Source organism: Eubacterium segne, assembly GCF_014287775.1.
Classification (GTDB): Bacteria; Bacillota; Clostridia; order Lachnospirales; family Lachnospiraceae; genus Eubacterium_G; species Eubacterium_G segne.
Map to the genome: position 1 here is coordinate 26,674 of NZ_JACOOZ010000007.1, position 18,186 is coordinate 44,859.

16 protein-coding genes are annotated in these 18,186 nt (G+C 36.2%); all 16 read right to left on the reverse strand.

Going from position 1 to position 18,186, the window contains the following annotated elements; translation table 11 throughout:
- Positions 1-38: 38 nt before the first annotated feature.
- Positions 39-1,226: a bifunctional phosphopantothenoylcysteine decarboxylase/phosphopantothenate--cysteine ligase CoaBC gene (coaBC, locus tag H8S00_RS10075; RefSeq protein ID WP_118589903.1), complete on the reverse strand. Its 1,188-nt coding sequence runs from the start codon at positions 1,224-1,226 to the stop codon at positions 39-41.
- Between the two features lie 24 nt (positions 1,227-1,250).
- The gene (gene panD, locus H8S00_RS10080; RefSeq protein WP_118589863.1) at positions 1,251-1,652 is read right to left on the reverse strand and encodes an aspartate 1-decarboxylase; all 402 of its coding nucleotides are present in this window, start codon (positions 1,650-1,652) and stop codon (positions 1,251-1,253) included.
- Positions 1,653-1,666: 14 nt separating this feature from the next.
- Positions 1,667-2,509, reverse strand: a complete 843-nt coding sequence (panC, locus tag H8S00_RS10085; RefSeq protein WP_118589865.1) for a pantoate--beta-alanine ligase — start codon at positions 2,507-2,509, stop codon at positions 1,667-1,669.
- 12 nt (positions 2,510-2,521) lie between these two features.
- The gene (gene panB, locus H8S00_RS10090) at positions 2,522-3,349 is read right to left on the reverse strand and encodes a 3-methyl-2-oxobutanoate hydroxymethyltransferase (RefSeq protein WP_021952116.1); all 828 of its coding nucleotides are present in this window, start codon (positions 3,347-3,349) and stop codon (positions 2,522-2,524) included.
- Positions 3,346-4,185 carry a Rossmann-like and DUF2520 domain-containing protein gene (locus H8S00_RS10095; protein ID WP_118589867.1) on the reverse strand — a complete coding sequence of 280 codons (840 nt, stop codon included), beginning with the start codon at positions 4,183-4,185 and terminating at the stop codon, positions 3,346-3,348. Before H8S00_RS10095 ends, panB begins: the two co-directional genes overlap by 4 nt.
- Positions 4,186-4,399: 214 nt before the next feature.
- Complete coding sequence (locus tag H8S00_RS10100) at positions 4,400-5,512, reverse strand: PP-loop family protein (RefSeq protein ID WP_186840502.1); 1,113 nt, start codon at positions 5,510-5,512, stop codon at positions 4,400-4,402.
- A gap of 103 nt (positions 5,513-5,615) precedes the next feature.
- On the reverse strand, positions 5,616-5,921 hold the full coding sequence (locus H8S00_RS10105) for a hypothetical protein (RefSeq protein ID WP_186840503.1): 306 nt from the start codon (positions 5,919-5,921) through the stop codon (positions 5,616-5,618).
- A 271-nt stretch (positions 5,922-6,192) separates the two neighbouring features.
- Complete coding sequence (locus H8S00_RS10110; RefSeq protein WP_186840504.1) at positions 6,193-8,466, reverse strand: amidase; 2,274 nt, start codon at positions 8,464-8,466, stop codon at positions 6,193-6,195.
- A gap of 205 nt (positions 8,467-8,671) precedes the next feature.
- The gene (locus H8S00_RS10115; RefSeq protein ID WP_186840505.1) at positions 8,672-9,841 is read right to left on the reverse strand and encodes an FKBP-type peptidyl-prolyl cis-trans isomerase; all 1,170 of its coding nucleotides are present in this window, start codon (positions 9,839-9,841) and stop codon (positions 8,672-8,674) included.
- Between the two features lie 237 nt (positions 9,842-10,078).
- Positions 10,079-10,939: a phosphoribosylaminoimidazolesuccinocarboxamide synthase gene (locus tag H8S00_RS10120; RefSeq protein ID WP_021952122.1), complete on the reverse strand. Its 861-nt coding sequence runs from the start codon at positions 10,937-10,939 to the stop codon at positions 10,079-10,081.
- Positions 10,926-11,174 carry a hypothetical protein gene (locus H8S00_RS10125; RefSeq protein ID WP_186840506.1) on the reverse strand — a complete coding sequence of 83 codons (249 nt, stop codon included), beginning with the start codon at positions 11,172-11,174 and terminating at the stop codon, positions 10,926-10,928. The genes H8S00_RS10120 and H8S00_RS10125 overlap by 14 nt, the downstream gene beginning before the upstream one ends.
- 115 nt (positions 11,175-11,289) lie before the next feature.
- Complete coding sequence (purB, locus tag H8S00_RS10130; RefSeq protein WP_186840507.1) at positions 11,290-12,720, reverse strand: adenylosuccinate lyase; 1,431 nt, start codon at positions 12,718-12,720, stop codon at positions 11,290-11,292.
- A gap of 27 nt (positions 12,721-12,747) precedes the next feature.
- Positions 12,748-14,190, reverse strand: coding sequence for an amidophosphoribosyltransferase (purF, locus tag H8S00_RS10135; protein WP_347497913.1), 1,443 nt, complete (start codon positions 14,188-14,190; stop codon positions 12,748-12,750).
- Between the two features lie 633 nt (positions 14,191-14,823).
- Positions 14,824-16,254 (reverse strand): Asp-tRNA(Asn)/Glu-tRNA(Gln) amidotransferase subunit GatB, encoded by a 1,431-nt coding sequence (gene gatB, locus H8S00_RS10140; protein WP_021952125.1) that lies wholly within the window; start codon positions 16,252-16,254, stop codon positions 14,824-14,826.
- Positions 16,255-16,265: 11 nt separating this feature from the next.
- Positions 16,266-17,738 (reverse strand): Asp-tRNA(Asn)/Glu-tRNA(Gln) amidotransferase subunit GatA, encoded by a 1,473-nt coding sequence (gatA, locus tag H8S00_RS10145; protein WP_118589877.1) that lies wholly within the window; start codon positions 17,736-17,738, stop codon positions 16,266-16,268.
- A gap of 30 nt (positions 17,739-17,768) precedes the next feature.
- Entirely contained in the window at positions 17,769-18,065 is a 297-nt protein-coding gene (gatC, locus tag H8S00_RS10150) for an Asp-tRNA(Asn)/Glu-tRNA(Gln) amidotransferase subunit GatC (protein ID WP_021952127.1), read from the reverse strand.
- Positions 18,066-18,186 lie beyond the last annotated feature (121 nt).

Here is an 18,186-nt window from a genome sequence, read left to right on the forward strand (position 1 = left end):
TTTTCAGAAATCTATCTTCCTCAAAAATCCGCTTACCATTACAACCTTCCAACAATCTCACTTATAATATCATATGCCACCTTTTCCTTAGACTCAATAGGAAGTTCCTTTGCGCCATCCTCTGTTATGATTGTTACTACATTAGTGTCTGTTCCAAAACCGGCACCTGATACCTTTAAGTTGTTGGCACAAATCATATCCAGATTCTTCTTTTTAAGTTTTGCCTTGGAATTTTCAATCATATTTTCTGTTTCCATTGAAAATCCACACATAAACTGTTTTGTCTTTTTAGCAGACATTGTTCCTAAAATATCATCTGTGCGCTGCAACTCAATGACAGCATCCTTATCCTGCTTTTTGATTTTTTCTAAAGCCACTATTTTTGGCCGATAATCAGCTACGGCTGCACTCATAATTACAATATCCTGATTTTCAAATTCACCATTAACTGCATTAAACATTTCCTTTGCACTGTAGGCTTCAACTATTTTTACAAAATCAGGCTTTTTAATGTATGTTTTTCCTGTAACCAAGGTAACATCTGCACCACGAAGCATGGCAATTTTTGCCAGGGCATATCCCATCTTTCCTGTGGAATGATTACTTATAAATCTCACAGGGTCAATTTTTTCCATGGTAGGACCCGCAGTAATTAAAACCTTCTTTCCCTTTAAGTCCTTTTCAAAAGCAACTTCCTTAATAATATAACTTTCTAAAACCTCCGGGTCAGGCATTTTCCCTGCTCCCACATCTCCACATGCAAGATATCCGCTATCAGGCTCTATTACTTCGTAACCATAGTTTTTTAACTTTGATATGTTGTCCTGAACAATAGGATTTTCAAACATGTTGGTATTCATTGCAGGCGATATGATTTTATGGCATTTAGCTGCCATAATAGTAGTTGTAAGCATATCATCTGCTATCCCATTTGCTATTTTGCCTATAACATTGGCACTGGCAGGAGCCACCATAAATACATCTGCCGCCTTTGCCAATGAAACATGTTCCACGCTAAATTCAAAATTTCTGTCAAAGGTATCCACAAGACACTTATTTCCCGTAAGGGTTTCAAAAGTTATGGGATTAATAAAATTTGTGGCATTTTTCGTCATGATAACGTGAACCTTTGCCCCTTTTTTTACCAGCATACTGGCTAAATTAGCTATTTTATAAGCTGCAATACTGCCTGTAACTCCCAATACAACTGTTTTATTCTGCAATATTTTATCCATACAAAACTCCATTAACTATGCTTCCTTCATTATGTCAAACAACTTACCGTGCTTTTCATAATTTGTAAGCCTTGTCATCTTATTATCATCATCAACAAAAACAACCTTAGGCTTATTTTCCTTTGCTTCTTCAGGTGTCATTTGTGCATAACACATAATAATGATTTTATCTCCAATATTCACCATGTGAGCTGCTGCCCCGTTAAGACAAATCATTCCTGAATTTCTCTCACCGGCAATAACATAAGTTTCAAATCTGTTGCCATTGTTTACATCGGCTATCTGTACCTTTTCGTATTCATATATTCCTGCAGCTTCCATCAATGCCTCATCTACGGTTATGCTACCTACATAATCAAGCTCTGACTGAACTACTGTTGCTCTATGAATCTTACTTTTTAACATATTTATCTGCATATATTCTCCTTCATTTACCCTAATATATAATTGTCAATTAATCTTGTTTTTCCAATATATACTGCCATGGCAATAAGCATTGGTGCCTTTATTTCCTTCTGCTGCTGCATTGTTAAACCATTTACCGCCTTAACGTAATCAATTTTTGCCAAAGGTTCCTTTTCAATGTTTTCCTTCATTTTTGATACAACAACATCTGCGTCTGTCTCTCCATCAGCAATAAGCTTCTTACATAATTCCACTGTCTGGCTTAATATTAATGCTGCCTTTCTCTCTTCCAGTGAAAGATATGTGTTTCTTGAGCTTTTTGCAAGACCGTCTTCTTCCCTTACAATAGGGCATCCGATAACTTCAATGTCCATATTTAAATCCTGCACCATATGTTTAATTATGGCTAACTGCTGAGCATCCTTTTCTCCAAAATAAGCACGATCAGGCTGTACAATATTAAATAATTTATTTACAACAGTACATACACCTCTGAAATGTACCGGTCTGCTAAGTCCACATAATTCTTCTGTAAGCACTGACATATCTACATATGTGCTAAAGTCATCGTGATACATTTCTGATGGTTCCGGATGGAATATTAAATCTGCCCCAAGGCTTTCACAATATTTACTGTCTTTTTCCAAATCTCTCGGATAACTTTCTAAGTCCTCAGTGGGACCAAACTGCATAGGGTTTACAAAAATACTTACTACAACTCTGTCATTGTTGTTTCTTGCAGCTGTAATAAGGCTTCCGTGTCCCTCGTGTAAATATCCCATAGTAGGCACAAATCCTACTGTTTCTCCATTTTTCTTCCACTGTTTTACATAATCTCTTACTTCTTTAACTGTTGTTACAACCTTCATTTTTTTATCTCCTTAATATAATTTATCAATTATCTCATCATCAATTTTGTATGTGTTTTCTTCCTTCGGAAAGCTTCCATCACCAACTGCATTGATGTAATCTGTAAATGCCTGTTTCATTACTTCACCTACATTGGCAAACTGTCTTACAAATTTTGGAACATAGTCTGTAAACATTCCCAACATATCCTGATATACCAATACCTGTCCGTCACATCCGTTTCCGGCACCAATTCCAATAGTTGGAATATCAAGCATTTCCGTAATTTTTGTTGCCAACTTGGCTGGAACTGCTTCAAGAACAACCATGGTAGCTCCTGCTGCCTGTACCGCCTTTGCATCTTCAATTAATTTTCTTGCAGCAGCTTCCGTTTTTCCCTGTACCTTAAAACCGCCAAATGCATTAATTGACTGAGGTGTAAGTCCAATGTGGGCGCAAACAGGAATTGAAGCCTTAACTATTGCTTCTATCTGTGGTACAACCTCCACGCCACCTTCTAATTTAACCATGTTAGCGTGTCCTTCCTTCATAAGTCTGCCTGCATTTACCACTGCATCATAAACTGATGTCTGATAGGACATAAATGGCATATCACAAACTAATAAAGTATTCTTAAGACCTCTTGATACTGCTGCGCTGTGGTGAATCATATCCTCCATTGTAACCTGTATGGTATCTTCATAGCCAAGCATTGTATTTCCCAATGAGTCTCCCACTAAAATAGTGTTTACCCCTACTTCTTCCATTAACTTGGCTGTTGAATAATCATAACATGTAAGCATTGTTATTTTGTTTCCATCTTTTTTCTGCTGTAAAAGTGTATTTACTGTATTCTTCATTTCAAAATCTCCTCTATTTTACTATAATCTCTATCCTTATTTTTTCTTTTGGCAACCTCTAACACCTGACGGGACACTGCAATATATGTTTCCCTGTCATTTCCACTAATTGTCGCTAAATGCTTTTTAATGGTATCCGCATCTCCACGCTCTATAGGGCCTGTAAGTGCTTCTACCACACCATTATTTAATATGTGTTTTATATTGCCCCACACTATAGGTGCTAAGGCATCTCCTGCCTCGTCTCTTTCAAATCCGCATTCCATCAGCAGTTTTTCACTTAAATCAATAAGACCTACCACAAGGTTGCTTGCTATTGCTGCTGCCGCATGATACTTAACCTTATCCTTTGCAGAAATAATGCATATCTTATTTCCCATTTTTTCAAATATCTGTCTTATTTCACCTATTTTTCCCGGTGAACCTTCTATTGTAAAATAACTGTTGGAAAGCTCCTTGTATGAATTGTATCTGTCACTTACTGCAAAGAGCGGATGGATAGAATAACCGAAACCTCCCAGTTCCGATATATCCGAAAAGACTTTTGATGATAAAGCGCCACTACAATGGCACACAACTTTTCCACTAATACCTGTTTTCTTTACCTGATTCCAGACCTTCTCAATTGCTCCGTCAGGAACCGTCAAAAACAAGACATCACTATCTCTTACTAAATCCTCAATATTTTTATAAACTGATGACTTTGTAAATTTTGACGCTTCTAAGGCGTCTTCCTTAAACTCACTATAATAGCCGACTACTTCCATTTCATTGTCAGCTAAGTATTTTCCCAGGGAAAATCCGACTTTCCCTGCTCCTATAAATCCAAATTTCATGGGCATCCCTCCTTAACATAATTAATTTCGGGACAATGAGTCTCATTCTAAAAGATATGAGCTGCGCTCACTAGTTTATAGTGAAAAAATAATTATATCGGTATAGTTTCTTTTCTGAATACTATCCGGAGATAAATTTATCACAATAAGGTATTTTATGCAACAAAAAAAGGAAGTAATTGGCCAATTATTTTCACTAATTACTTCCCATATTTTAATAGTTGTCTAAGAAGTTGTGCTTAACTCCTTTGCTTTTGTATGCGATTACCGTATCAAGATTTACATTTTCAACGCTCTTAAAAATATTCCCCTCCACATATGGATTGGTTTCTTTCATGGTCTTAATAAGCTGCTTTATTTCTAAACGTTTTGATGTATTTTCTCCGTTATTACACGTGGTGCAGGTATCTGTAAACTTGCATGCACACTGAATAAAATGAAGGTCATTGTAATCACGCCATGCTTTTATGTCATCCTCCCTCACTAAATACAAAGGTCTTATAAGCTCCATTCCTTCAAAATTGGTACTATGAAGTTTCGGCATCATAGTCTGCACCTGTGAACCGTAAAGCATACCCATAAGTATTGTTTCAATTACATCATCGTAATGGTGTCCCAATGCAATTTTGTTACAGCCTAATTCCTTTGCCTTATTGTAAAGATGACCTCTACGCATTCTTGCACATATATAGCAAGGTGATTTTTCTATGTTAAACACTGACTCAAATATATCTGATTCAAATATTGTAACAGGAATATTTAATTTTTTTGCATTACCTTCAATTATCTTCCTGTTGGCAGGACTATATCCCGGATCCATAACCAGGTATTCCACGTCAAAATCAAATTTACTGTATCTTTTTAATTCCTGAAAAAGCTTTGCCATAAGCATTGAATCTTTTCCTCCGGAAATACACACTGCAATCTTATCTCCCGGCAGTACCAGCTGATATTGATTTATTGCCTTTGTAAATTTGCTCCAAATCTTTTTTCTAAACTTCTTCTGAATACTTTTTTCTATGTCTCCTGCCACAGTGTCTTTATTCAGCCTTTCAAGAAGCCACGCCTGATATCCGCCTTCTAAATTGTATGCATTGTAGCCCTTCTGACAAAGATTTTCTGCCACTTCTTCGCTGATTTGTCCCATTTTGCAGCAGATAATAATTTTTTTATCCCTGTACTTTTTCGCCTCTTCTTCCACATCTTCCGGCTTTACATTAAGTGCTCCCGGTATGTATCCATGCATATAGGCAATGTTATCTCTTATGTCAAATATAATGTACTTGCTTATCTCTAATCCCTCTAACTGCTGAATGTTTATGTTCATCTTGTCCACCTTAATTGATTTAGTATCTGACTTTCCTCCTTCAAATCTGTTATATATATTATCATATTTTAAAAATATTATACAATACTTTCTATTATGAAATTTATCTCCTGATTTTAACCTTCTTCACTTTTGACCACTTCTTTGAATAAATCTTTATCTTTCCTTTAAGTACATAAGACTTTGCCCTAACGTAAAGTTTCTTTTTGTTCTTAAGTTTTTTGCCCTTAATTGTAAAGGATACTTTCTTTACATATTTCTTTACAAGAACTTTTTTAAACTTCTTAGATTTAGAAATCTGTACATAATATCCCTTGGCTTTTTTCACTTTCTTAAGACTTATTTTGATTTTTGATGAAGATTTCTTCTTTATGGCTTTTTTTACTTTCGCTATACCAGGTCTTACCACTTTGGTAAATTGTGATTTTTCTTCATTAATTTTTATTTTAATGCTACCTGTATTAGCCTTCCCACCATTTCCGTCATCAAATGTTGCACCGGCATAATTTGCATTACCATTAAAACTGTAGATTAATTCATTTTGTTATCCGCCACCCCAAACTTCGTAATGCAATTGAAAACTTTATACCACCTATAACGGAAGAATAAAGTAGAACCCATATCAGTCATAAGCTGACATGGGTTCCTTTTGTATTTTTAAATTCTAATTTTTAAGTTTTCTATTTCTTTATTTTTATTGTTTTAACAGCTGACCATGCCCCGTATTTTTTAGAAGTGCCGTTTTTAACATATGCTCTCACCTTAACATAATACTTCTTATTCTTTTTCAGATTCTTAATGTTAAAAGTTGTTTTAGCAGTGTAAATGGTCTTAGTAGTTTTTTTGCTAAACTTTGTTCCTGTAGAGTATTTTACCTCATATCCTTTTGCTCCTGAAAGCTTTTTAAGACTGAGTTTAACACTCTTGTTGTTTTTAGCTCTTGTAATCTTTGTGATTTTTCCCTTACCTGGTGCCTTAACCACCTTCACTGTTTTAACATTTTCATCTAAAACATCCATTACCTTATCATATGCTTTTGCCAAATCATATGCCGCGCTGTAAGTTGCATACACATCACTTTCATCTACATCTGCTGCCTTAGCATACTTATTAATCATTACCTGAATTTTACCCTGTGGATAAACAGTGTAATTATCATAATTTATTGTATCAACCTTTTCCATAAGGTTATCTAAATATTTATCCAGGTCTTTATCCTCTAATGCCGGTGTAGTATAAGGTGCTGTTCTTATGTTATCATATCCTGATGTTTCCTGATAACCGTAAGCTATCTCTATTAACTCTTTTTCGTTGCCATAGCTTGTAAAGAGATTAAAGCCCATGGGCATCTCTTTGTCATATCCCAAAGTTTCATCTGTATCACATAATCCCATTGGAATAGCCATTTCCGGTAATCCTGCTGTTGGTCCGAAATGACTTGTATAATTTGCAGAGTTTGCATAACTTGCATTCTGTGAATCAGCCTCTTTATTAGCAGGCTGTGTATAAGGCACAAACATAACTGCATCAATGCCATTGTCTTTAAGTATTTTATTTACTTCATTTCTAAACTTAAGCCTGTTTGTAACTGCATTTGTGTAACTTTCTAATGACCTTGGATTAGTCATTTCTGCTAGTGAAGTTGCAGGATTTCTTACATATACATTAGTATAATCCACACCATAAGTGTAATTTGTTACTAAATCATACACTGATTTAATTGGTGCATTTTCTCCTAATGAAGCAAAGTAATTATTTAAATCCCATTCAAATACGTTTCCTACTCCTGTATTAGAACGAAGAGACGTTATTAATGAATCAGGAAGAATTTCTGACATATCGACTAATTCTGCTCCGCCCTTCTTCAAATTACTTTTAGCTCTTTCTACTATCTTTTTCATGCATGTTGCTGTTTCTTTTGGATTTTCCACTGCCTCACCTTTGTTGTTATAATAATATCCAAATGAATTCTGAAGGTATCCTATTTTCTTTCCTTTAAGTCCATCTGCCTTTAGATATGATGTATAACCATCTGCCGGTATCATGCTGTCTGAATCTTTAGTCCATGAATCATTGCTATCGGTTCCTGCCATTACGCTTAACATAAGTGCCAAATCCTGTGCACTTCTGCATAGCGGTCCTGCAATATCATTATCAAGACTTAATGGAACTATTCCATCTCTTGATGTAAGTCCTAAAGACACTCTTAAACCAAAAAGGTTATTCATGGTAGACGGTGCTCTTACTGATGAACCGGTGTCTGTTCCAAGACCTGCTGCAGCAAAGTTTGAAGTTATTGCCACACCGGTACCACCTGATGAACCGGCCGGAGTTCTTGTTGTATCATATGGATTATGTACCGCACCGCCTATTGTACTTCTTGAGTTTCTTCCACTTGATGCAAATTCTGACATATTTGCCTTTGCCAAAATAATTGCCCCTGCGTCCTTTAACTTTTTAACTACAAATGCATCATCCGGTGCAATGGAGTTCATTAAAGCCTTACACCCTGCGGTTGTAGGTAATCCTCCAACATCATAATTATCTTTTACTATAATTGGGATTCCATGTAATTTACCCTTTATGTTTCCTTTTGCTCTTTCCTTATCTAACTCTTCTGCCTGAGCTACCGCATCAGGATTTATGGATATTATTGAATTAAGTTCTAATTGCTTATCATATGCATTAATTCGGTCAATATACATTTCCACTAATTCCTTAGATGTAACCTGTCCCTTTTCCATTGCCTGTGTCAGTTCACTTATGGTCGCATCCATTAAATCAATGGTTGTAAACATATTTTCCAACTTTGCCACTTCACTTGGTGTTTCAACCTTTTCAGTTCCGTATACATGATTAGAATTAATATCTAACGCCGGAATTGATGTAGTTGCCAATGCCAATGAAAGTGCTAACGCCCCAAACATTCTCGTAAATCTTCTGTGTTTTCTCATGATTCTTCCTCCTGGCTTATATTTTGATGCAGAAAAAAAGGGAGCTATAAAAAACTTATAACTCCCTTGCTACATCATAGCCACAATTATATCATCATTTTTTTGTTTGTCATCACTAAACCGCATTATTGTTAAAAAATTAACCAAACTGTTTATTAAATAACAAATTTACATATGATTAAAAGTATCTATCCTGATTTTTTAATTATTTTGCTGTTGTTTCTTCAGCTGTTGTTGCCTCTGCTGTTGTAGCTGCTTGTGTTGAAGCCGGCTCTGTAGTAGGTGCTGAACCCTTTTCTACCTTAACATTATCAGCAATAATATCAATAATCTGCTGCATAGCTACCACATACTTTAAGCTGTCTGTACCGTAACTTGCACCATAGTATGAATCATACTGTGCTTCTAATGACTCAACCTCCGTAGAATACTGCTTTGCAAGTTCTTTTGTCTTTTCATCGTAAATCTTGTCAAAGTCTACACCCTCTTTTTTAAGGATTGCAAATGGAATCATCTTAGCCTTCATAGCTTTCTTAACATCATCATCCCAATCTTTGTCTGACATGCTACATGCTTCCTTATATGACTTTAAGTCTGTGTTGTAATTTGACTGGATAAATGATTCAAATAATGATTCATATTCAGTAATTGATTTGTCATTGTATTTAGTTACCTTACACTTATCAACATATGATTCCCAAACGCCGTTCATAATCTTGTTGTTTCTTAAATTCTTCTTTAAGTAATCCTTGTATTCTGAAACCGTTGTAAGCTTCTCTGTGCTGTAATTTTCTTTTACAAACTTATCATTAAGTTCAGGCTTTACTTTTTTCTGAAGTGATTTTACAGTAAATGTAAACCAAACATCTTTTCCTGATAAATCAACATTTTTTCCATCAATCTGAGTTGTTTTGCCATAATTTGATGGGAATTTAAGTTTCTTTGTAAACTTGTCTCCAACCTTATGACCCTTTAATGCTGCAACGAAACCATCAATCATTGTGCTTCCGCCTACTGTTGATGTAGCCATATCAGCTGTCTGATCCTGTGCACTACCACCATCAAATACAACTTTCTTTCCGTTTACTTCTATCTGTCCCTCAAAATCGAATACAACAGATGAGTCATCTTTAACTGTTCCCTTCTTTTCAGTCTTAGTAGTTGAATGACTTGATAAATCCGAATCTATAGATGACTGCACTTCTTTATCTGTTACGGCTATATCATCCTCATATACTACCAATCCCTTATAATCTGCCAATGAGATTGTTCCGTAATCTGTGGCAATTCCCTTTGAGTCCTTTGAAGAACCACATCCTACAAAACTTAATGCCATAGTTGCTGACAAAGCAACTGCTAAAAATTTCTTAAACATTTTACTAGTTTCTCCTCTTTTAAATTTTGTGCTTAGCTTCTAATTTCATACATAATGCATAAAATCAATCGCTCTTTTAACACATATGTCATTAATTTTACCACATTTGTTTAATTATTAAAAGTGTTTATTTTTAATAATTAAACTGTTCGTAAAGATACAAAAAGTACAGATAGTGCTAACAACTATATGTCAACGCTAACTGCACTCTTCTGTTTATATTACGTAAAGATAATATTAAAGCTTCTTTCCTGTAATTTTCTCATATCCTTCGAGATAAATTGCAATTGTTTTGTCTTCAACTTCTTTTGGAAGTGTCCAATTGTTATCCTTGTTTGCCTTAAGCCAGTCTCTTGCAAACTGCTTATCAAATGAAGGCTGTCCATGTCCCGGTTCATATACATCTGCCGGCCAGAAACGTGAACTGTCAGGTGTAAGCATTTCATCACCAATAACAATGTTTCCATTTTCATCCAAGCCAAATTCAAACTTTGTATCTGCTATAATAATACCACGCTCTAATGCGTAATCTGCACATTTCTTATAGAGAGCAATTGTGTAATCTCTGATTTTTGAAGCATATTCCTCACCTTTACCAGGGAATTCCTTTTCTAATACTTCAATACTTTTTTCGTATGAAATATTTTCATCATGATCACCAATTTCTGCTTTTGTTGATGGTGTGTAAATCGGCTCAGGCAATTTATCTGATTCCTTTAATCCCTCAGGAAGTTTAATTCCACAAACTGTTCCATTTTCCTGATAACTTGCCCAACCACTACCTGTAATATATCCGCGGACAATACACTCTATTGGAAGCATCTGAAGTTTCTTGCACATCATGCTGTTTCCATCAAACTTAGGCTGTCTGAAAAATTCAGGCATATCATTTACATCAACTGAAATCATATGATTAGGTACAATATCTTCTGTCATGTCAAACCAGAATTTTGACATCTGTGTAAGAACTGTTCCCTTCTTTTCAATTACATTTTTAAGAATTACATCAAAACAGCTGATTCTGTCAGTTGCAACCATAATAAGGCTGTCACCATTGTCGTAAATTTCCCTAACTTTTCCTTCTTTAATAGGTTTCATTTTGTTTCCTCTCTTTCATTTTATATTCTGCATATCGTGTAAATCCACGAATTGCTTCGTTGCTTCGCAACTTGCACAATTCTGCACACACTCTGTCTTTTACATATCGTGTAAATCCACGAATTGCTTCGTTGCTTCGCAACTTGCGCAATTCTGCACACACTCTGTTTTTTACATATCGTGTAAATCCACGAATTGCTTCGTTGCTTCGCAACTTGCGCAATTCTGCACACATGCGGATTTTCAAAATTTTCTTGCGAAAATTTTTTCATCCTTATGTGTTTGAAGGTTGTTAATAAAATAACTTTTCTCAGCGAGCTGGAAAAGTTATTTTATTTCAACCTTTGGATTTACACGTTTATTTCCGCGCTCATTCCAAGTATGTCTTTGTTTGCCTCTAAAATAGGATTTATTTCACTGGCAAGGAATTCGTCTACCTGTTCTGGTGAACGTCCCACATACTTACTTGGATTCATGGTTTTCTGAAGGTCTTCTAATGACATGTTGAAAGCTTCATCATTAGCAATAAGTTCAAGGAGGTTGTTATCAAGCCCCTTCTGCTTAACGTTAGCTCCTGCCTCCATTGAAAGTTCACGGATTTTCTCGTGAAGTTCCTGTCTGTCTCCTCCTGCCTTAACTGCATCCATCATAATATTTTCTGTTGCCATAAACGGAAGTTCACTCATAAGTCTCTTTTCAATAACCTTATCATAAACAACCAATCCATCTACAACGTTTAAGTACAAATCTAAAATTCCATCAATTGCAAGGAATGATTCCGGAACACTAAGTCTCTTGTTAGCTGAGTCATCTAATGTTCTCTCAAACCACTGTGTAGCTGATGTAATGGCAGGATTTAATGCTGTAACCATTACATAGTTAGCCAATGAAGCAATTCTCTCGCTTCTCATTGGATTTCTCTTATAAGCCATAGCTGATGAACCAATCTGATTTTTTTCAAAAGGTTCCTCAATTTCCTTTAAGTGCTGTAATAATCTGATATCATTTGAGAACTTGTGAGCACTTGCTGCAATACCTGCTAATATATTAAGAACTCTTGTATCCATTTTTCTTGAATATGTCTGTCCTGATACAGGGAAGCACTTCTCAAATCCCATTTTCTTTGCAATTTTCTTTTCTAATTCTTTAATCTTTTCATGGTCACCCTCAAAAAGTTCAAGGAAACTTGCCTGTGTTCCTGTTGTTCCCTTACTTCCTAAAAGCATCATTCCATCTAATACATAATCTAAATCATCTAAATCAAGCTTTAATTCCATAAGCCATAATGTTGCTCTTTTACCAACTGTTGTAGGCTGTGCCGGCTGAAAATGTGTAAAGGCAAGTGTAGGCTGTGATTTATATTTATCAGCAAACTTAGCTAATTCATTAATTACATTTATAAGTTTCTTTCTAACAAGTTTAAGGGCTTCAGTCATTACAATAATGTCTGTATTGTCCCCAACATAACATGAGGTTGCACCAAGGTGAATAATTCCCTTAGCTTTAGGACACTGCACACCATATGCATACACATGTGACATTACATCGTGACGTACGATTTTTTCTCTTTCTTTTGCAACATCGTAATTAATGTCTTCTGCATGTTCCTTTAACTCGTCAATTTGTTCCTGAGTAATGTTGAGACCTAACTCCATCTCTGATTCTGCAAGGGCAATCCATAATTTTCTCCATGTTTTAAATTTCATGTCAGGTGAAAAAATGTACTGCATTTCTTTACTTGCATATCTCTCTGATAATGGACTGTTATATCTGTCGTTCATAAATCCTCCTTGTTGCGCTTTGCGCTGTTATTTCTGATATACGCCTCTAATATCTTCAGTAGGCGGTTCTAACGGATATTCTCCCGTAAAGCAACCTTTACATATAGCCTGTCCTCCGGACAGTTCCTCTAATCGTTCAACCTTTAAATAACCAAGGCTGTCACAACCGATTACATCTCTTATTTCATCTATGGTTCTATGATTTGCAATAAGCTGATCCTTAGATGGAATATCTGTTCCAAAGTAACATTCACTGATAAATGGCGGTGAACTGATACGCATATGAACCTCTGTAGCTCCTGCATCTCTTACCATCTGCACAATTCTGTCACTTGTAGTTCCTCTTACAATTGAGTCATCAATCATAATAACTCTCTTGCCTTTTACTACTTCCTTTAACACATTTAATTTAACACGTACACTTGACTCCCTGCTTTTTTGCTGTGGCTTAATAAATGTACGTCCCACATAACTGTTTTTAACAAATGCTGTTCCATAAGGTATTCCTGACTGCATTGCGTATCCCATTGCTGCAGCATTTCCTGATTCCGGAACACCAACTACTATGTCTGCATCCACCGGACTGTCCATTGCCAAGAACTTACCTGCCATAATTCTTGAGTCGTAAACATTTACGCCATCAATATATGTATCCGGTCTTGAAAAATATATATATTCAAAAACACATCTTGCCTGTTCATCCGGTTTAAGACACATAGACTTGTCAGAACGTATTCCTTTTTCGTCTATGGTTACTACCTCTCCCGGTTCAACGTCTCTTACAAATTCTGCACCAATAGTATCAAGGGCACAGGTTTCTGACGCAAGAATGTAAGCGTTATCTCTTTTTCCAATGCAAAGGGGTTTAAATCCATATGGGTCTCTTGCACCAATTAATTTTCTAGGGCTGGATACAACTAAAGCATAGGCACCTTTAAGTTTTTTCATTGCATTTACTACTGCCTGCTCAGCTGTTTTGGTTTTGATTCTTTCTCTTGCTATAAGATAAGCAATAACTTCTGAATCGATGGTTGTTTGAAAAATAGCTCCTGTATATGCTAATTCTTCACGAAGTTCATTGGCATTAATAAGATTTCCGTTATGGGCAAGCATCAATGTACCCTTTACATAGTTAAGTACCAATGGCTGTGCATTACCTGGAATGCTGTCACCTGCTGTGGAATATCTGCAATGTCCCACGCCTATATTTCCCTTTAGACTGCTAATATTATTCTGGTCAAAAACTTCATTTACAAGTCCCATTCCTTTTAACAGGTCTACTTTTCTCGGGCCTTTGGTGTCTGATACTGCAATACCACAGCTTTCCTGTCCTCTGTGCTGGAGTGCAAATAATCCATAGTAAATAGTGGAAGCAACATCATTGCCATCAAAATCATAAATACCGAACACTCCACATTCTTCATGAGGCTTATCCGGTTCCCAAGTCATACTAACATCTCTCTGTTCCATTATTTTCTCCCTCAAAAAATAAAAGAGAAGAATGAAAATAAATCTATTTATTTTTCACCTTTCTCCTTCATAAGTCTAAAATATTTTTCAGTTGCGGCTTTGACACCACGCATACATTATAATTCTAAGGTGAAAGAAAATCAATACTGATTTTGAAGGTGAAGATGCATGCGTAAGATGCGTGTTTTTGAAGCGCTTTTGAAGTGGAAGATGCGTGGAAGATGCAAGGGAAATACAAAAGTAATGCTTGATGTGAGGGTTCTGTAATAGTTGAAATTAACTCTAGTGAGGTGTACCGGGCTACTATTGTAGCTGAAATTAACTCTAGTGAGGTGTACCGGGCTACTACATAATAAATAAAATATGAATTTCTACCGGGATTTAACTATAAAATTGCTATTTTCCTGGTTAATTGTCTTGCCCATAACTATAAACAAAAAAAGGATCAAATCCTGCCTAATCGCAGAACTTAACCCTTTTATGTTTTGAACTTAATTCTTTTATAGTCATCCGGGAATGATACAATTTAAAATTCCTATAGATTTTTTAAATTGTCCCTGGCATGGGTTCAATCCAAAACACCTATTACCAGAACACCCTTTCCCTATTCCTCTATTTAATTTGCTGTCTTAATTATAAAAGTTCCTTTAATAATTTATTTACCACTGCCGGATTTGCCTTACCCTGAGTTGCCTTCATAGTCTGACCTACTAAAGCACCAATTGCCTTACCTTTTCCGGAGCGTACATCTTCCACTGCCTTTGGATTTTCCTCAATAACTTTCTTTACTATTTCTCTTAAAGCATCCTCGTCGTTATCCTGCTTCATGCCATGTTCTTCCACGTACTTTTCAGGATCAACGTCTGTCTTAAACATTTCTTCAAAAACTTCTTTTGCAGCGCCTCTGTTGATAACACTATCTTCAATAAGCTTAATAAGCTTTGAGAGATTTGCTGCTGAGAACTTTATCTGGTCAGGATCAATGCCTTCCTCCTTGCAAAGTCTCATTGTTTCGCCCATAATCCAGTTACTTACTTCTTTAGGCTTGTTGCCAAGGGCAACTGTTTCTTCAAATAAATCAGCTAAAGGCTTATACAATGTGATAATATCCGCATCATATTCAGGAAGTTCAAACTCTTCCACATATCTTGCCATTTTTTCGTCCCTAAATTCAGGCTCGCGGGATTTTACTTCCTGAAGCCACTCTTCACTGATAATTACAGGAACTAAATCAGGGTCAGGGAAATATCTGTAATCCTGAGCATCTTCCTTCGAACGCATTGCGTAGGAATACTCCTTTGTATCATCCCATCTTCTTGTTTCCTGAATAACCTTCTCACCTGCTTCAATTAAATCAATTTGTCTTTCCGTTTCATTTTCAATGGCACGGGCAATTGCCTTAAATGAGTTAAGGTTCTTCATTTCAGTTCTTGTACCAAATTCCTTAGCTCCAACCTCTCTGACTGATAAGTTTACATCAGCTCTCATGGAACCTTCATTAAGCTTACAGTCAGATGCTCCAAGATACTGAATAATCAGGCGAAGCTTTTCAAGATAAGCAACAACCTCATCTGCACTTCTCATATCCGGTTCAGATACAATTTCAATAAGAGGCACACCTGAACGGTTTAAATCCACTAATGAGCAATCGTAAAAATCGTCATGAATTAATTTTCCCGCATCTTCCTCCATATGAATTTCATGTATCCTAACCTGCTTAGTTTCTCCATTATCACCTTTGATTTCAACGTATCCGTTAGTACAAATAGGCTTGTACAACTGGGAAATCTGATAGTTTTGTGGATTGTCCGGGTAGAAATAATTCTTTCTGTCAAATTTTCCGTTTCTTGTAATGTCACAATTTGTAGCAAGTCCTACTGCCATTGCGTACTCAACCACCTGCTTATTTAAAACAGGGAGTGAACCCGGCATACCTGTACAAACAGGGCATGTATGTGTATTTGGTGCTCCTCCAAATTCCGTTGAACAGGAGCAGAATATTTTTGTTTTCGTTGCTAACTCTACATGAACTTCAAGTCCAATGACTGTCTCGTATGCTTTCATTTTGCTCCCTCCTAATCTCTTTCTTTGGCAATATCACATCTGTTGTAGTCTCTTGACTGTTCAAATGCATATGCTGCTCTTATTATATTATTTTCCTTAAAGCAGTCTCCAATAATCTGCATTCCAATTGGAAGTCCCTTACTATCCATGCCGCAAGGAACCGAGATTCCCGGAAGACCTGCTAAGTTGACGGAAATAGTATATATATCTCCAAGGTACATTTTAATCGGGTCTGACAAACTATCCCCTAACTTTGGTGCTGTAGTAGGTGCCGCCGGTCCGATAATCACATCATACTTAGCAAACGCCTCATCAAAAGCTTTCTTTATTAAGGCTTTTGTTCTAAGTGCCTTTAAGTAATATGCATCATAATATCCTGAACTTAAAACAAATGAGCCAAGCATTATTCTTCTTTTTACTTCCTCACCAAATCCTTCAGAACGTGTTTTTTTGTACATATTGTGAAGACCGTTATATTCCTTAGTTCTATAGCCATATTTTACTCCGTCAAATCTTGCAAGGTTTGAGCTTGCCTCTGCTGCCGCAATAACATAATATGCAGGAATGGCATATTCAACCAGACTTAAATCAAACTCTTCAACTATGGCACCTTTTTCTTCTAATACCTTTACGGCATTCATTATGCTTTCTTTAACTTCTTTATCAAGACCTTCTCCAAAGTAATCCTTCGGAATACCAATCTTCATTCCCGCCACATCATCAACAAGGGCTGATGTAAAATCATATTTTTCTCTTTTAACTGATGTAGAATCCTTTGAATCATATCCTGCTATTGTTTCAAGAATGGTAGCACAGTCAGTAACATCCTTTGCTACCGGTCCAATCTGGTCAAGAGATGAACCATAGGCAATAAGTCCGTAACGGGAAACTGTTCCGTATGTTGGCTTAATACCTGTTACTCCACAGAAAGAACTTGGCTGTCTTATGGAACCACCGGTGTCTGAACCTAAAGCATATGAACATTCCTCTGCTGCAACTGCCGCACAGGAACCACCTGAAGAACCTCCCGGAACATGTTCCGTATTAAATGGATTCTTTGTTACTCCATAATAGGATGTTTCCGTTGTACTTCCCATGGCAAATTCATCCATGTTAGTCTTTCCTATTATAATGGCACCGGCTTCTTCTAACTTCAAAACCGCTTCTGCCGTATATGTGGGATAAAAATTTGAAAGAATCTTTGAACTACATGTAGTTAAAACATTCTCTGTACACATATTATCCTTTATTGCCACAGGTACACCTGCAAGAGGTGATGTAAGTTTTCCTGCATCAATCTTTTTCTGCACTTCTTCTGTTTTTTTTAAAATCTCTTCCTTATTTAAAACAGTAACATAACTGTTAATGTTTTCCTCCACTGCTTCAATCTGGGCGAATGCATCAAGAACCGCATCTTTAACCTTAACTTCGCCGCTCTTAATCTTCTTTCCCAGTTCAACAGCTGTTAAACTCATTAAACTCATATACAAATCTCCTAATGTTTATAAAAACTATTATTCTTCAAAAGTTTTTGGAACTACAAAAGCACCATCTCTTTCTTCCGGTGCATTCTTTAATATATTGTCCCTGTCATCGCCATTTGTTACAACGTCTTCCCTGAATACATTGCTAACAGGAAAAACATGACTCATAGGCTCAACACTGCTTGTATCTAATTCATTTAACTTATCAATATAGTCAAGCATTTTTCCCATATCTGCTTTTGCTTTTTCCTTTTCTTCGTCAGACAATTCCAGCTTTGCCAAAATTCCAACATACTCAATTGTTTCATCTGAAATGATATTAGCCATCATTACCTCCTTGTACTATGCCCTCCACACAAAAAGGCATAATTTTTACACTTAACTTATATCTTAAAAAATATCTAATCAAATGTCAATTTTAATTAGAAAGAAGTTAATAATAATTAGT

Excerpts from the sequence above, each read along its gene's own strand:
- H8S00_RS10115 (WP_186840505.1), bottom strand. The coding sequence starts at position 9,841 with ATGTTTAAGAAATTTTTAGCAGTTGCTTTGTCAGCAACTATGGCATTA.
- H8S00_RS10100 (WP_186840502.1), bottom strand. The coding sequence starts at position 5,512 with ATGAACATAAACATTCAGCAGTTAGAGGGATTAGAGATAAGCAAGTAC.
- purF (WP_347497913.1), bottom strand. The coding sequence starts at position 14,190 with ATGGAACAGAGAGATGTTAGTATGACTTGGGAACCGGATAAGCCTCAT.
- gatA (WP_118589877.1), bottom strand. The coding sequence starts at position 17,738 with ATGAGTTTAATGAGTTTAACAGCTGTTGAACTGGGAAAGAAGATTAAG.
- H8S00_RS10110 (WP_186840504.1), bottom strand. The coding sequence starts at position 8,466 with ATGAGAAAACACAGAAGATTTACGAGAATGTTTGGGGCGTTAGCACTT.
- gatB (WP_021952125.1), bottom strand. The coding sequence starts at position 16,254 with ATGAAAGCATACGAGACAGTCATTGGACTTGAAGTTCATGTAGAGTTA.
- H8S00_RS10120 (WP_021952122.1), bottom strand. The coding sequence starts at position 10,939 with ATGAAACCTATTAAAGAAGGAAAAGTTAGGGAAATTTACGACAATGGT.
- panD (WP_118589863.1), bottom strand. The coding sequence starts at position 1,652 with ATGCAGATAAATATGTTAAAAAGTAAGATTCATAGAGCAACAGTAGTT.
- panC (WP_118589865.1), bottom strand. The coding sequence starts at position 2,509 with ATGAAGGTTGTAACAACAGTTAAAGAAGTAAGAGATTATGTAAAACAG.
- purB (WP_186840507.1), bottom strand. The coding sequence starts at position 12,720 with ATGAACGACAGATATAACAGTCCATTATCAGAGAGATATGCAAGTAAA.
- H8S00_RS10125 (WP_186840506.1), bottom strand. The coding sequence starts at position 11,174 with ATGTGTGCAGAATTGCGCAAGTTGCGAAGCAACGAAGCAATTCGTGGA.
- H8S00_RS10095 (WP_118589867.1), bottom strand. The coding sequence starts at position 4,185 with ATGAAATTTGGATTTATAGGAGCAGGGAAAGTCGGATTTTCCCTGGGA.
- panB (WP_021952116.1), bottom strand. The coding sequence starts at position 3,349 with ATGAAGAATACAGTAAATACACTTTTACAGCAGAAAAAAGATGGAAAC.
- gatC (WP_021952127.1), bottom strand. The coding sequence starts at position 18,065 with ATGGCTAATATCATTTCAGATGAAACAATTGAGTATGTTGGAATTTTG.